Source organism: Cellulophaga sp. Hel_I_12 (assembly GCF_000799565.1).
GTDB lineage: Bacteria > Bacteroidota > Bacteroidia > Flavobacteriales > Flavobacteriaceae > Cellulophaga.
In genome coordinates this window covers 652,035-667,488 of record NZ_JUHB01000001.1, presented here as the reverse complement: position 1 = coordinate 667,488, position 15,454 = coordinate 652,035, and the positions used below count along the sequence as shown (strand labels likewise).

At 34.4% G+C, this 15,454-nt stretch carries 9 protein-coding genes; 6 read left to right on the top strand and 3 right to left on the bottom strand.

The genetic code is table 11. From position 1 onward, the window contains the following. Positions 1–8 precede the first annotated feature (8 nt). Together GQ45_RS03125 and GQ45_RS03115 are read right to left on the bottom strand one after the other, a co-directional pair. Positions 9–1,598: a GMC oxidoreductase gene (locus GQ45_RS03125; RefSeq protein ID WP_047419971.1), complete on the bottom strand. Its 1,590-nt coding sequence runs from the start codon at positions 1,596–1,598 to the stop codon at positions 9–11. An 809-nt stretch (positions 1,599–2,407) separates the two neighbouring features. Next, a complete protein-coding gene (locus tag GQ45_RS03115) occupies positions 2,408–3,313 on the bottom strand; it encodes a hypothetical protein (RefSeq protein WP_047415015.1) in 906 nt (301 codons plus the stop codon). A 526-nt stretch (positions 3,314–3,839) separates the two neighbouring features. Between GQ45_RS03115 and GQ45_RS03110 the strand changes: the two genes are divergently transcribed. After that, positions 3,840–4,283 carry a cold-shock protein gene (locus tag GQ45_RS03110; protein ID WP_047415013.1) on the top strand — a complete coding sequence of 148 codons (444 nt, stop codon included), beginning with the start codon at positions 3,840–3,842 and terminating at the stop codon, positions 4,281–4,283. 173 nt (positions 4,284–4,456) lie between these two features. Here GQ45_RS03110 and recQ read toward each other — a convergent pair whose 3' ends face one another. Beyond that, complete coding sequence (gene recQ / locus GQ45_RS03105; protein ID WP_047415011.1) at positions 4,457–6,580, bottom strand: DNA helicase RecQ; 2,124 nt, start codon at positions 6,578–6,580, stop codon at positions 4,457–4,459. Between the two features lie 156 nt (positions 6,581–6,736). On the opposite strand from recQ, the gene GQ45_RS03100 reads away from it, so the two are divergent. The 5 genes from GQ45_RS03100 (at position 6,737) to GQ45_RS03080 (ending at position 15,294) form a co-directional block, all read left to right on the top strand. Beyond that, the gene (locus tag GQ45_RS03100) at positions 6,737–8,083 is read left to right on the top strand and encodes a DEAD/DEAH box helicase (RefSeq protein ID WP_047415009.1); all 1,347 of its coding nucleotides are present in this window, start codon (positions 6,737–6,739) and stop codon (positions 8,081–8,083) included. Between the two features lie 173 nt (positions 8,084–8,256). Further along, positions 8,257–9,249, top strand: coding sequence for a UDP-3-O-(3-hydroxymyristoyl)glucosamine N-acyltransferase (gene lpxD / locus GQ45_RS03095; RefSeq protein WP_047415007.1), 993 nt, complete (start codon positions 8,257–8,259; stop codon positions 9,247–9,249). 181 nt (positions 9,250–9,430) lie between these two features. Then, positions 9,431–10,984 carry a DEAD/DEAH box helicase gene (locus GQ45_RS03090; protein WP_047415005.1) on the top strand — a complete coding sequence of 518 codons (1,554 nt, stop codon included), beginning with the start codon at positions 9,431–9,433 and terminating at the stop codon, positions 10,982–10,984. Between the two features lie 795 nt (positions 10,985–11,779). Next, positions 11,780–14,572 (top strand): S9 family peptidase, encoded by a 2,793-nt coding sequence (locus GQ45_RS03085; RefSeq protein ID WP_047415003.1) that lies wholly within the window; start codon positions 11,780–11,782, stop codon positions 14,570–14,572. Between the two features lie 293 nt (positions 14,573–14,865). Next, positions 14,866–15,294 carry a peptidylprolyl isomerase gene (locus GQ45_RS03080; RefSeq protein ID WP_047415001.1) on the top strand — a complete coding sequence of 143 codons (429 nt, stop codon included), beginning with the start codon at positions 14,866–14,868 and terminating at the stop codon, positions 15,292–15,294. Positions 15,295–15,454 lie beyond the last annotated feature (160 nt).

Below are 15,454 nucleotides of genomic sequence, written 5' to 3'. Positions count from 1 at the left end.
TAAGTAGCTCAACGACATACATGATCAAGTTTCGGCAAATCCTTTTTATCGGGTATTTGATCCATGGCTCGTTCAGCAATAGCCGTTATTGTCAAAGATGGATTCACCCCTGGATTTGCTGAGATCATTGCACCATCAATCACATAAACATTTTTGTAGCCAAAAACTTTATTATCCTTATCAATCACACCTGAGGTTTTATCCTTGCCCATCACAGCACCTCCTAAAATATGTGCCGTGGAAGGTATGCCTGCCAAGGTTTCTACAGCGAAAGAGGTACTTACCCCGTTTATGGCTTTACGGTAGGCCTTTACCAGTTGTATAGATTCAGGGATAAAGGGCGTGGGGGCTTTACCCGTGCTTACGGTTGATGTCATAAGTCCGAAAGCGTTTCGTCTAAATTTTAAGGTACTGTCAAGGGTTTGCATAAAAAGTAATACTACCGTATTTTTTGCCCACCCGTTAACAAAATAAACTTTAAAATAAGCAACGGGATGTTTAAGAAATTTTAGCAGTATTTTAAAAGCGCGCGAAACTATTGTAGCTCCAGTTACATAGGGTAGGTGTACCAGCTTCCATGCATCCGAACCTTGACCATACCTACAAATTTCGAGATGACTATTTTCATCTGTGTCTAAGATGCTTCCTATAGCAACGCCTTTCGAATAGTTTTTGTTTTTATCTAGCCCTGTGACACTAACCAAAGTTTCATTATTACTGCGAATATATTCACCTAGCTTATCGGATAAATTAGGAAGTGATTTCTCTTTGAGTTTCAAGAGTAATTTTACCGTACCCAAAACTCCACCAGAAAAAATGACTCCCTTGGTTTCAATTTTTTCTTGCTTTCTAAAAAATTTTGTACTGCTTTTCAATGAAACCTTATAGCCTTTAGAGCTGTCCGCATTATCGATCGGCTGTACATCAATTACTTCATTTTCGGAACGTATTTCTGCGCCATATTTTTGAGCGAGGAAGAGGTAATTTTTATCGAGTGTATTTTTTGCATTATGCCTACAACCAGTCATACATGCCCCGCAGAAATTGCAACCAGCGCGTTCTGGTCCTTCGCCATCAAAATAGGGATCTTTTTGTGTTTGATTTGGTTTTCCAAAAAAAACAGCAACCCGAGTTGGCGCAAATTTTTTAGTGATATGTAAATCTTCTGCCACTTTTTTTAAACCTAAATCACCATCAAATAGTTCTGGGTTTATTGCCGCACCAAGCATGTGTAAAGCCTTTTCATAATAGGGCTTTAATTCGTTTTCCCAATCGTTTAACCCGGACCAACTACCAGTTTTGAAAAATGCAGTTTTGGGTGTAGGTAAGGTATTGGCATAAACCAAAGAGCCACCACCAACTCCTGTACCGGATAGTACGGCAATATGCTTAAAAACAGAAAGTTTCATGATACCAAAGAAGCGCAAATTTGGAATCCAAAGCCATTTTCTAAAATTCCAGTTGGTTTTCGGAAAATCATTAACTCCAAACCATTTTCCTTTTTCAATGACTAAAACTTTGTATCCTTTTTTAGCTAGGCGTAAAGCACTAACGGATCCGCCAAAGCCACTTCCTACAATAATGTAATCATATGTCATTTTATTTAATACAGTATTTTTGGAAATGATTTTCATTGGGTACTAATTCAAATTTACCAAATAAAACTAAAATAAAATAAAATCAATTGTTTAAGCTGAACTTTGATAAGTTGTTTTTTTTGTTGCTCAAGGTCAGAAAGCCTAGAGGAATTAGCTAAACCATTAAACGTTAGAGCATCAAAGTCGAGAGATTTTGTGAAGCGGCTCTGTGGCCATATCTGTAGTAGTGAGCTTCTAGTTACTTTTTTGAAATAAATCTAAATGAAAAGAAAAAATTCCTTATTTTAGAAGCCTTAATAACTTACAAATCAATGGCTTTTTTTAAAAAAATAGGAGTTCCTAATATATTGCTTCTTGCTATTTGCGCACTTATCATTATAGTGTCTGAATATTTATTCTTAAGTGGGCGTGAGCAACATGCAATTTTTATAGGGCTTTGGGCCCCAACACTTTTAGGTGTTGCCATCTTCATAAAACTAGTCACAAATGGAAGGTAACGACATCGTATTTTGGTTTTCTATATTTATAACTATTTGTGTTGTGCTATGGGCTTTTTTTATGATCAACGAATTTAATAAAATAGATCGTAATAAGAATTAGGAGTTTAGGTTGTAGTGATGCCTAGTGACTGACCTAGGACAATTTTCAGGAGTGGATAACATAAACTCTCCAGAATATACCGCTAATTTATACCATCAAAATTTTAGTCCTTTGAAATTGATGAACACTCGTTTCTAAAGGTATTCCATAATAAAGAGTTGCTAAACAATGAGCACCCTATGTTTTTGTACCTATATAAAATCAGAGATTTATATAGGTTCATCATCAAGCAAATCATTGTTTTCAAATTTATTGTGAATTGAAATTATAGCTAATCCAAAAAGTACGGCTACCACGATCAAAACTGTGCTAGTTAATCCACTGACACCGAATGACATTCTAATTAGTATTGTTGAAATGACAAATCCCGAGTTTCTGATAATTTTATGAAATTGATTCGTATAGAAAAAAGAGACCAATAATAAAACCACATCTACTAAAATTAGCACAGTAAAAAATTGGTCGAAGAAAAGATCATTAATGCTTTCAAAAGAGGGTACTAGAGAAGTAGCCTGGTAGACTTCCAAACTCCAATTTATAAGCGTGTAAAGTGCCATGATAAAAAATAAGGGCATTAATACTAGCGCTATTATTTTCTTTTTATCCACGAATTTTTCAATGGTAGATCTCATATTTTCCTTGGGAGCAAATCTTCGCCTTCCTTGCTTTTGAAACTGGTAAATTAAATAAAATAGCAGAAGAGAGCCTATTAGGTCATACGTAAATTGAAGATCTCCTTTTATTTCAAACCAATTAGAAGAAAGTTCTAAAGCTGACAAGTCTTTAAATAACTTACGGATGATGATTAAAGTAATAATTTCATACTGCTTGGTAATATAGGTGGTAAATGATTTTGGCAAATAGTAAATTAACAAATAAACCTCATAGACTAGGATAAAAGAAAACGGCGTATAAGCGGCGGAAATAGGACTTTTTAATAATTCATGATCCGCAGGAAAGTCTATGAAGCCAAATTTTAAAAAATAAATAATGGTCAAGTGAATAAAAAAACTAATAATAGCGATATTAAGAATAATTTTTTCAATTTTCTCTCGGGTGGGTTCGGAAAGTAACTTTTGGTACATCAGCGGTATAACCGCATTTTTTTTCCCCATTATGCTAGAGTTTAAGTGCTATTATTTTAAAGGGTCTTAGTTTTAACTAAATTACAATAATTTGATGAAATTTTACGGAGTCTCTAAAAGTGGTTTTAAGGAAAAGATTAAATAATTTTTCTTACAATGGTATACGCCATAAATTTTAAAATTGTGACGAACACTATTCTTTAGGAAAACACGAAGAAAAACCCTGTTTTTCGTTTATAATTGCTTTGTTATCATCAGCGACAATGTTTGCGTAAGGCGTTAAGGATTCGATTATGGGATTATTTTTGAATACAAATTTAAAACTTCTTGATTTTTAATTTATTACCTGTTATTTTCTATTTTTTAAATCAAAAAAAGCTTCCTATATTTGCATAAGTATTGTAAAGCTCTAAAAGCGAGCGACAATGCGCGTTATTGCAACTTCTTTATAAAAATATTCGGCAACTTTAGTGTACCAAGTGTTCATTCGGAATTTCAATAACCTCACGACAGCTTTTCACAAGCGGTCTTATATTAATTATAACTTAAATTTTGAATGGCGAGAGCACAAGAAACCTTTGGTAAAAAAGAACGAGAAAAAAAGCGTTTAAAAAAACGTGAAGAAAAGGCAAAAAAGAAAGAGCAGCGTAAAGCAAGCGGTGAACAAGATAGTATGTTTGTCTACGTAGATGAAAACGGACATTTAGTAGATACGCCTCCGGATCCAACTAAAAAAGTAAAAGTAGATGCGGAAAGCATCGTTCTTGGTATACCGAAAAAGGAAGAAAGTGATGAGGAAATAGATCCTACACGAAAAGGAAGAGTTGAGTTTTTTAACGATTCAAAAGGGTATGGATTTATTAAGGATACCGAAACACAAGAAAAGTTTTTCGTACATATCAATGGATGCTTAGAAGAAATTAAAGAAAATAATATGGTACAGTTTGAACTAGAACGAGGACAGAAAGGGATGAATGCTGTTCGCGTTAAAAAGATTTAAACTTCTTCGCACTAATAATTTTTAAAACCGCACTTCTGTGCGGTTTTTTTATGCGCTTCCTGCACGTCTAGAAATGAATCATGACTATTTCTGTTCGGTACAATTAAAAAATAAGACACGCCAATATAGCTGCATAAATTGCTGCTTTTATCTTTAAAGTTTCGAAGTATAAACTAGGTCTGTTCTTCTTTTTCAACAACAGCCAATGCCAAGCGAATTTTAAAATAATCAATTTGCGCTTCAAAGTGATCAAAATAGGGTTTTAAAGCCGGTGGACTATCCAGTTGTACTTTTGCTTTTTTTATCTCCTCAACTTCAGAGGGACTTACAAAGTCGTAAATATTGATGGGCTTACCCTCTGAATATAATTTAGCAATATGTGAAAAAATTGTAGTAGACTTTAAGTTTCGCTTTTCCGAAATTTCATCAATGCTTAATCCTTGCTGGTATAGTTCGTAGGTTACTTTGTGTGTATTGGCTTTTTTAGAATTTTTTTCCTGATTAAAATCTTTAATTTCATTCATAAAATCAGCACCGTAAACTTCTAACTTTCTATTTCCTACACCACTTATGTGAATAAAGTCATGATCAGTAATAGGTCTTTCATCAACAATTTCTTGAAGTGTGGCGTCACTAAAAATCAAATACGCAGGGATGTTTTCTTCTAAGGCAAGTTTATGTCTTAATAGTCGTAAGCGTTCAAATAATTCACTACTTCTTTTCTCTTTCTTAACTTTTTTCGTCTTTTCTTTTGGATTGCCTATTTGTTCGACGAGTTCAATTGGTTTTGTAAGCGACACTTTTGCCTTATGAAATAACACATTTTTAGAAAATTCAGTTAAATGGATGGCATTATGATGCTGAAAAGCAATTTCTGCATAGCCCAGATTTATCAATTGAATAATATAATGTTGCCAATCTTTCCATGAAATATCCTGTCCAATGCCGTAGGTTTTTATTTGGTCTAACCCTTTATCTAATACGCTTGCGTTTTTAGCCCCTCGCAGCACATCAATAAGAACACCAATAGCTTCATTCTCTTTTACACGGGCTACTGTGGATAGTATTTTTTGGGCGATAATGGTACCGTCAAAAACTTGAGGTGGACTTTTACAGACATCACAATTACCGCAGTTTTCTGCTAAAAGCTCGCCAAAATAACTTAATAAAATTTTTCGTCGGCACGTAGTTGCTTCCGAAAACTGTTTCATACGTTCTAATTTGGCTATTTGAACTTCTTCGTTTGAAGCTCCTTCGGCAAATCTGCGCAGTTGAATAACATCAGCATAACTATGAAAGAGTAGGGCGTTAGAGGCGACTCCGTCTCGACCAGCTCGTCCTATTTCTTGGTAATAGCCTTCAATATTTTTAGGCATGTTGTAATGAATAACCCAACGTACATTTGACTTGTCGATTCCCATACCAAAAGCAATCGTTGCGCACACAATTTTAGTCTTATCAAAAATAAAATCTTCCTGAACTTTAGTGCGTTCGTTAAAAGTTAGGCCGGCATGATAGGCCTCTGCATTAATTTTTTTAGTTTTTAATTTAGCGACTAATTGTTCCGTAGTTTTTCTACTTAAACAATAAATAATCCCCGAGCTATTGGGCCTTTTTGCTATAAAATTTAAAATTTGTTCTACCCGGCCATCCGCCGGGCGAACACTTAAGCTTATATTTTTTCGGTCAAAAGAGGTAATGAATTGTTTTGCATTCGGAATTCCTAATTGTGCTACAATATCTGAACGGGTAGCCTTATCAGCTGTTGCGGTCAAAGCAATGATAGGCGTATCAGGTAATTGTTGTTTTAAAAAACCAAGTTGTTGATAGGATGGTCTAAAATCATGACCCCATGACGAAATGCAGTGCGCTTCATCAATAGCAATACAACTAATATACGTTTCATTAATAATGTTGGAGAGTGATGCCATACTTTCTGGAGCTACATAGAGTAGTTTTAAGTCCTGTTGTACCACGCGAGAAATAATCTCTTGTTGCTCCTCAGAAGATTGACTGCTATTAAAGTATGCGGCAGCAATTCCATTCGCATTGCAGCCATCAACCTGATCTTTCATTAAAGCAATTAATGGAGAAACAACTAAGGTTGTTTTCGGAAAAATAAGCGAAGGCACTTGAAAACAAACAGACTTTCCACCACCAGTGGGCATAATTACTAATCCGTCTTTTTTCTCTAAAACAGCGCTTATGATCTCTTCCTGCTGTGGTCGGAACGTATCGTAACCAAAATATTTTTTTAAGGTAGGTAGCAACTGTGTATGATAGCTTGTTTTGGGCATGTAGAATAGAACTTAAAATGCAAAGTTACAAGAAAATAAACCTCTAGAAACTATGAGAATAGTGCTTTCCTAAACAATTTACAAACACTCAAAGCACTGTTTTCTATTTGAAATGTTAGAATACGCTACCTTTGCGACAAAATAATGAGATTATTCATGAATTCTTTCGAAGATTTTAATTTAAAAAAGCAATTAAATTACGCCATTGAAGATTTAGGTTTTAAGGAACCTACCCCTATTCAAAAGGCAGCTTTTCCTGTGGTTTTATCTGGAAAAGATATCGTGGGTATCGCACAAACAGGAACTGGTAAAACTATGGCGTATATGTTGCCATTGTTGCATGAATTGGCTTTTTCTAAGCAAATACATCCTAGGGTCTTAGTTTTAGTACCTACGAGAGAACTGGTCATTCAAGTAGTGGAAAATATTAAAAGTTATGCCAAATATATAAATGTTAGAGTTTTGGGTGTTTATGGTGGTACTAACATGAATACCCAAAAACAATTTTGCGCTCAAGGCACAGATATATTGGTCGCTACGCCCGGTCGTTTGTACGATTTAGCGCTGTGTAAGGCGGTTAAGCTAAAAGAAATTAAAAAATTGGTGATTGATGAAGTCGATGTAATGCTAGATTTAGGATTTCGATTTCAGCTCACCAATATCTTTGAACTTTTACCGGTAAAGCGACAAAACATCATGTTTTCAGCAACGATGACAACGGATGTGGATGCCTTGATTGATGATTTTTTTACAGTGCCTGAAAAAGTATCTATTGCGGTTAGTGGTACTCCCTTAGAAAATATAGCACAATCGGCTTATGCCGTGCCTAATTTTTATACGAAAGTAAATCTGTTGATTCGTTTACTAAAAGATAAAGATACATTTCAGAAAGTACTCGTATTTGTTTCGAACAAAAAAAGTGCAGATGTCGTTTTTGAGTCCATCGAAACCATGTTCTCCAACGAAGTTTGTGTTATTCATTCTAATAAAACCCAAAACTATAGAATGCGCTCTATTCGCCAATTCGATGAGGGTAAAAATAGAATTTTAGTAACGACAGATGTCATGGCGCGTGGATTAGATTTAGATAAAATAACCCATGTTATCAATTTTGATACGCCTAATTATCCTGAAAATTACATGCACCGAATCGGTAGAACGGGTCGTGCGGCCCATGAAGGAAATTCAATTTTAATGTTTACGGAAAAAGAAACCTCTGATAAAGAGGCTATAGAAGCATTGATGGATTATGAAATTCCTATACTGAAGATACCAGCGAATGTAGAAATTTCAGAAGAATTGAGACCAGAAGAACGCCCAAGAGTTCTTGAAGCTGATAATCCTGATCAAACAACCTTAGAATCACAAGGAAGTTTTCACGAAAAATCTGAAAAAAATAAAAAAACCAATCAGGGAGGTTCTTACCAAAGAATCATAGCTAAAAAGTATTCAAAGCCCAAAACCAGAGGGGATAAAAATTATAATAAACGCAATAAGAAGTGATAAAAGCAAGGCGCAGAAATAACTAAAAAGGGACATTACTGTGTTGTTTTTTTACTTTTTGCAGCGAAATTAAGATATTTAAAAATGAATATAAATTGATCGAAAAGGCACTAACAGAATAATTTCTAAAGTGTATCTTTAACCATATTTATTTAATAAAATTCAATCCACGCATGAAATCGTATACCATATTAGAAATTAATTCTGTTTTAAATGGCGAAATTTTAGGGAACACAAGTCATAAGATAAGTGCTCCCGAGCAATTAGAAAAAGCAGGTGTTCATAATATTACTTTTATTGGCAATCGAAAATATGCAAAACTTTGGGAAACATCGAAGGCTACTGCGGCTGTCATTGATGAAAAAATAGAATTAGAACCAGGTGATGGTAGAGTTTTGATAAAAGTTAAAAATGCCGATTTGGCTATGGCTCAAATCTTAGAGTTGTTTGACCCAGGACTCCCAACTTTTGAACAAGAAATGCACAGAACTGCTGTTGTTCATGAAACAGCTAAGATAGGTAAAGGCGTTAAAATAGGCGCAAATTGTTATGTGGGGAAAAACGTAAGTTTAGGGGATGGCACGGTGGTATACCCCAATGTTACTATTATGGATGACACGACCATTGGCAATTCTTGTATTATTTGGTCAGGGACTGTGATTAGAGAGCGAACAGTGATTGGTCATCAATGTATTTTTCACACGAATGTAAGTATCGGTGCAGACGGTTTTGGTTTTCGTCCTAGTCCAGATGGCCAGGGTTTAATTAAGATTCCACAGATTGGCAATGTCGTCATTGGCAATGGAGTTGAAATTGGATCGAACTCTTGCGTGGATCGCGGAAAGTTCAGTTCAACCATTATCGGTGACGGCTGCAAAATAGATAACTTAGTACAGATTGGCCATAATTCTGTTATGGGACGCTCTTGTATTATGGCAGGTCATAGTGGGTTGGCAGGGTCTGTTACGTTAGGCGATGGAGTTATTATAGGCGGTAGTGCATCTATAAATGATCATACCACACTGCATTCTGGAGTTACCGTGGGCGCTGGTTCTGGAGTTGTTAGCGACGTTGCTGCTGGCAAAACAGTATTAGGATACCCTGCCTGTGATTCTAGAGATATGTTAAAACAATGGGTGGCCTTGAGAAAATTAGCTAAAAACTAGGTTTCGTTATTTGTTCTAGTTCGCAATCTTTCGTTAGATGTGTAGTTAAAATAAGAAAGGAGTAAAGCCATTACATTTTGTGCAAAATTTAGAGTTTTTGAGTTTCGAAATATACTTATAAACTTTTTTTGCATTCCCCTTTTAAACGCCTTAATTTTGCGTACCCCTTGAAAAAGACAGTATGACGGAGACAGCAATAGGATTGCAAGACAGAAAAACAGATAAAGAACTTTATAGTTACCAGCAAGGAGCTATTCAAAAGATTTTTGAGAAGTTCGATACTGAAGCGGATAATTACCATTTACTATACCAATTACCCACAGGAGGAGGAAAAACCGTAATTTTCTCTGAGATGGTTCGTCAATACCTTAAAAATCATAATAAAAAGGTATTGGTGATGACACACCGTGTGGAGCTGTGTAATCAGACTTCTGGTATGTTAACTAGTTTTGGTGTGCCCAATAAAGTAGTGAATAGTAAAGCAAATTTAGACGATCAAGACCAGTATATTTGCTTTGTAGCCATGGTCGAAACGCTTAATAATCGTTTAAATGATGATAAATTAGATATCTCAGATATCGGTTTAGTGATTATTGATGAAGCGCATTATAATTCCTTTACAAAATTGTTCAAATTTTTTGAAAATTCTTTTATTCTTGGTGTAACCGCTACGCCTTTGAGTTCTAGTAAGGAACTCCCTATGAAAGATAATTATGATGAATTAATTTCTGGGGAGTCGATCGGCGCATTAATTGAAAATGAATTTTTAGCCCGTGCTGAAGTTTTTCAGTATGATATGGGTTTAACCTCTTTAGAGGTAGGTTCTAACGGAGATTATACGGTAAAATCATCCGAAGATTTATATACAAGCCCAGCAATGTTAGATAAAACGCTGCAAGCGTATTTAAAACATTCTAAGGGTAAAAAAGCATTGATTTTTAATAACGGGATCAACACCTCAATCCAAATATTTTATACGTTTAAAGCAGCAGGCCTTCCTGTAATGCATTTAGACAATACAGCCACTAAAAAACAACGAAAACAAATTTTAAAGTGGTTTAAAGAAACACCGGACGCTATTTTAACTTCGGTGAGTATTTTAACGACAGGTTTTGATGAACCAACCATAGATACCATCATATTAAACAGAGCAACAAAATCATTGACCTTATATTATCAAATGATCGGTAGGGGCTCGCGTATTCTCAATAATAAATCTAGCTTTCAAGTGATTGATTTAGGAAACAACTACCATCGATTTGGGCCTTGGGGTGCAGATTTAGATTGGCAGATGATTTTTAAATCACCTAACTTTTATATCGACAGACTTCAAAATGATGAAGATATAGAAAGTGAATTTAGGCATGAAATGCCAGAAGAAATACGAGTTCAATTTGCAAAATCAGAAGAGGTTTATTTTGATATTAAAGAAGTATATACTGAGGCAACGTTTAAAGGAGAATCTTCCAAGGTGGTCTTAGAGCGTTCTATAGAACAGCACGCTAAAATCTGTATTGAAAATAGTGAAGATGTCTATGACGCACTAGCTTTAGCTAAAATTTTAGATGTTGATATCGATAACCGTATCGCAAGCTACGCAAAGTGTATCAGCAGAAGTACCTTTAATTTTTTAAAATGGTTAAAGGATGATTATAAGTTAAAACTAAACGCATATCTGCGTCAAAATTTTGACGAAGTTTTTGAAGAAATTCATGGATACCCACCAGAGGAATAAGTTTTAGAATTTAAGAAAAAAAAAGCAGTAGTTGATAAAGCTACTGCTTTTTTGATGTACTTAATAGATTGGATACTGATGGTCATATGTAAACTTTAAAAAGTGAATTCTTCTGGAGTTAATGATTTCTATGCATCTGCGGTTTCGCTTGGATATTATTTTTTGTGGATGGATTAAAATTTTCATGATTGTTGTTTTTTGATTTTTTGTTTAACGATACCTTCTTTTCAGGTTCCAGATTCTGCTTGATGATGTTTCTAAAGTCTGTTGTATTTGATGTTTGTTTACTAATTTCATGATGTTTGTTTTAGATTGATGTAAGTCTTCATTTTTTATAGTTTATCTATACCTTCTTTTGGCATTCCAGATTCTACTTGTTGATGTTTCTAATGTTTGATGTACTTGATGTTTGTTTCCTAATTTCATGATGTTTGTTTTAGATTGATGTAACTCTTAATAGATTCTTAGTTTTATCGATACCTTCTTTTCAGGTTCCAGATTCTGCTTGTTGATGTTTCTAATGTTTGTTGTACTTGATGTTTGTTTAATGATTTCATGATGTTTGTTTTAGATTGATTTACATATATAAGACGACGTAGTTTGTATTTTGTTACAGTACTATGTAATAAAAGGTACTATTTTATAGTTATTAAAATAAATTATTGGACTCTTTAAGTTTTAATTAATTGATTATGAGATTTTTAAGTAAAATAATCTCATCTGGTTTTTATTTTAAAAAGCAATTTGAAAAGTGGACTTTAGGTAGTATCTTTAGAAAATTAAACCAATAATATTATGAAAACACTTTTAATAAGTACCTTACTGTTGAGTAGTTTATGTCTGTATTCCCAAAAGAAAGTACTGGATCATGCTGACCTTGAAATTTGGAATACCATTGAAAACGAAGCTATTTCACCGGATGGATCATATGTTGTTTATGGCTTACAAAAAGGAGAAAAGGACCAAACCTTACAATTAAAAACCTCTAAAGGAAATTCAGTCTTTGAATATGCCAGGGGAGAAAAAGGAAACTTTAGCTACGATTCTAAATTTGTAGCCTTTACCATAAAAGCTTGGACTGATAGTATAACAGCCTTAAAGCAGCGCAAAACTAAAAAAGATAAAATGCCTAAAGATACTTTAGGTATTTACGATTTAAATTCAAAACGTCTAACAAAAATAGCAAACGTAAAATCGTATACCATGCCCGAAAAATGGTCAGGGTATTTAGCCTATTATTTAGAAGATATAAAAACAGATAAGGACAAAAATGCAACAGATACGATTAAAGTTGCAAAAACTATAGATCCTAAGAAAGTGAAAAAAGTAAACAAAGAAAATGGATATCATCTCATATTACTTAATGTAATGACTCAAGTTGAGGATACGCTTAAATTTGTAACGAGCCATAGTTTTGCTAAAAAAGGAAAGTATTTCGCGTATACAACGACAGGAGAAGATACAGATGATCCTTCGCGGGTTGTCGTTATGAACCTTGATAAAAACCAGACCAAAACAGTTTATGAAGCAAAAAAAGCAAAATATCACCAACTTTCTTTAAGTGAGTCTGGTGAAAATTTAGGTTTTATTGTAGATACCGATACCACTAAAGTACAGCTTAGACCTAATGAATTATTCTATTATAAAGAAGGGAATACAAAGGCCGAAAAAATCATCAATGCAACTAATGCTCCAAAAAACTATCTTGTTTCTTCCTATGGTGCTATTGAATTTTCTAAAGATGAGTCCAAATTATTTTTTGGTTTAGCACAACCACCTATTATAAAGGACACACTTTTAACCGATGATCAAATCGTTAATGTAGAAGTTTGGACCTATGACGAGCCCAGACTTTATACCGTTCAAGAGCTAGAGGTCAAAAATGACACCATAAAGTCATATAAGGCGCTAATAGATTTAAAAAATAAAAATAAGCTTGTTCAGTTAGGAACAACAAAATTTCCAAATACCGAATTAGGAAATGAGGGCAATGCAGCATTCGCTTTGGTGTCTTCTTCGGAGCCCTATGATTTAGAAAGCCAATGGACAGGTAACAGCGCTAAAGATTTTGCTATTGTAGATACCAAAACAGGTGCAACAACTCAAATACTAAACAAATTTACGGCAGCGGCAATGAGCCCCAATGCCAAATATATATATGGTTACAATCCAATGGATACGCTTTGGTTTAGCTATTCGGTGAGCAACCAAAAGTATAAGGAGTTAACGAAAGGATTACCGTTTTCTGACGAACTAAATGATTCACCTGATTATCCTTCTTCTTACGGTAGCGCAGGATTTACCAAAGATGATCAATGGTTGATCCTTTATGATCGCTATGATATTTTTAAATTTAATCCAGAAACAGCAGAAAGTATTAAATTAACCAACGGAAGAGCTACTAAAACAAGATATCGCTATGTGAAAACAGACCGAGAAGAACGTTTTTTAGATGAAAGTGTAGACTGGCTGTTCAGCACTTTTGACGAGATAAGCAAAGATGCAGGTTTTGTGTCTTTCAATCCTAAATCTAAAAAAATAACGCCATTAATTTCAGGCGCTTTTCGGTACTCCAATCCAACGAAAGCACATTTATCTAGTGAATTATTGTATACACAAGAATCCTTTAAAGAATTTCCAGATTTACGGGTAACCAATACTAATTTTAAAAATACCAGCCTAATTAGTACTGCCAATCCGCAACAATCTGAGTACAATTGGGGAACGATCGAGTTGGTACATTGGACTTCCTTAGATGGCATTGAACTTACGGGTTTACTGGTAAAACCAGAAAATTTTGATCCAAATAAAAAATATCCAATGCTTGTTAATTTTTATGAGCGTAGTTCAGATGGCTTAAACTCCCACAGAACACCTATAGCGGGAAGATCATCAATTAATTATAGTTTTTACACGAGTAGAGGCTATGTTATTTTTGTACCCGACATTCAATATAGAGAAGGTTATCCAGGAGAAAGTGCGTTTAATTGTGTTATTCCGGGAGTAACTTCTTTAATAGAAAAAGGCTTTATCGATAAAGACAATATTGGTGTTCAAGGTCATAGTTGGGGTGGTTACCAAATTGCATACTTAGTCACTAAGACCGATATTTTTAAAGCAGCTGAAGCAGGTGCTCCCGTACCTAATATGATTAGTGCTTATGGCGGAATTCGATGGTGGACAGGTTTAAGTAGGCAGTTTCAATACGAACATACCCAAAGTAGAATAGGAGGTACCCCATGGGAATATCCACAACGATATGTAGAGAATTCTCCTATTTTTACTATGGATAAAATAAATACGCCATTGTTAATCATGCATAATGATGCAGACGGTCATGTACCTTGGTATCAGGGTATTGAATTTTTTGTGAATTTACGTCGATTAGGAAAACCATCTTGGTTTTTAAACTACAACGGAGAGCCACATTGGCCCTTAAAATTGCAAAATAGAAAAGATTTTAATATCCGAATGGCGCAGTTTTTTGATTATTATTTAAAAGGTACAGCAATGCCTGTTTGGATGGATAGAGGGGTTCCAGCCGCCGAAAAAGGAATAAACCAAGGCTTAGAACTACTACAGGAATAAGTAAACCTGTACCAAAAGTTGTTGTGCTATGCTGCCCGTACATCTTGTTTTATTTGATGTATTTTTTATAGGGTATAGCCTATATGATAGTTAATGACTTAGGTTCCACATTAAAAATAATTAGATACCTAAAATTAAAAAAGAGCATAAAAATCTAATTTTTATGCTCTTTTACGTTATTAGGGAATTAAAACGTTAAGATTATCCAAAATATAGCTAATTTTTCTTTGAACCATTTTACAAGCCATAAGTTTGCAAAAGTTTAGATGTAGAATATTACAAATAGCAAAATTATGAGTAAAGTAAAAGAAAACGACACAGTTAAAGTACATTACACAGGAAAATTAACGAACGGACAAGTATTTGACAGTTCTTTGGAAAGAGAACCGCTACAAGTTACTTTAGGTCAGCAAAGTTTAATTCCAGGTTTTGAAAACGGATTAATAAACATGGCGTTAAATGAAAAGAAAACTGTGGTAATTCCTGTGGAAGAAGCTTACGGCGAAATTCAAAAAGAATTATTTCAAAAAGTACCTTTAAGCGAACTACCTGAAGAAATAAAACCAGAAGTAGGTATGGGGCTTATGGCTAAAAATCCTGATGGAACGGAACGTCAACTTAGGATTGCGGATGTACGAGAAGATGCAATTATTATCGACGCCAATCATCCACTTGCAGGACAAGAATTGACTTTTGAATTAGAGGTGGTAGGAATTGAATAGTATTTTGTTAAAAATTATTATTTTTTCCTCATCTATATTTCACTTTAAATCGTATATATTTAAGTTATGAAGTTCTTGCGGAAAAAATATAGATCATAAAAAAAAGCCGGCATTCGTGTCGGCTTTTTTTGGTTTAGATTGGTGTAGTTTTAAAAAAGTA

Bases quoted from the DNA above. Each gene is read 5' to 3' on its own strand.
- GQ45_RS03110 (WP_047415013.1), top strand. From the start codon at position 3,840: ATGGCGAGAGCACAAGAAACCTTTGGTAAAAAAGAACGAGAAAAAAAG.
- recQ (WP_047415011.1), bottom strand. From the start codon at position 6,580: ATGCCCAAAACAAGCTATCATACACAGTTGCTACCTACCTTAAAAAAA.
- GQ45_RS03125 (WP_047419971.1), bottom strand. From the start codon at position 1,598: ATGACATATGATTACATTATTGTAGGAAGTGGCTTTGGCGGATCCGTT.
- GQ45_RS03085 (WP_047415003.1), top strand. From the start codon at position 11,780: ATGAAAACACTTTTAATAAGTACCTTACTGTTGAGTAGTTTATGTCTG.
- GQ45_RS03115 (WP_047415015.1), bottom strand. From the start codon at position 3,313: ATGGGGAAAAAAAATGCGGTTATACCGCTGATGTACCAAAAGTTACTT.
- lpxD (WP_047415007.1), top strand. From the start codon at position 8,257: ATGAAATCGTATACCATATTAGAAATTAATTCTGTTTTAAATGGCGAA.
- GQ45_RS03080 (WP_047415001.1), top strand. From the start codon at position 14,866: ATGAGTAAAGTAAAAGAAAACGACACAGTTAAAGTACATTACACAGGA.
- GQ45_RS03100 (WP_047415009.1), top strand. From the start codon at position 6,737: ATGAATTCTTTCGAAGATTTTAATTTAAAAAAGCAATTAAATTACGCC.
- GQ45_RS03090 (WP_047415005.1), top strand. From the start codon at position 9,431: ATGACGGAGACAGCAATAGGATTGCAAGACAGAAAAACAGATAAAGAA.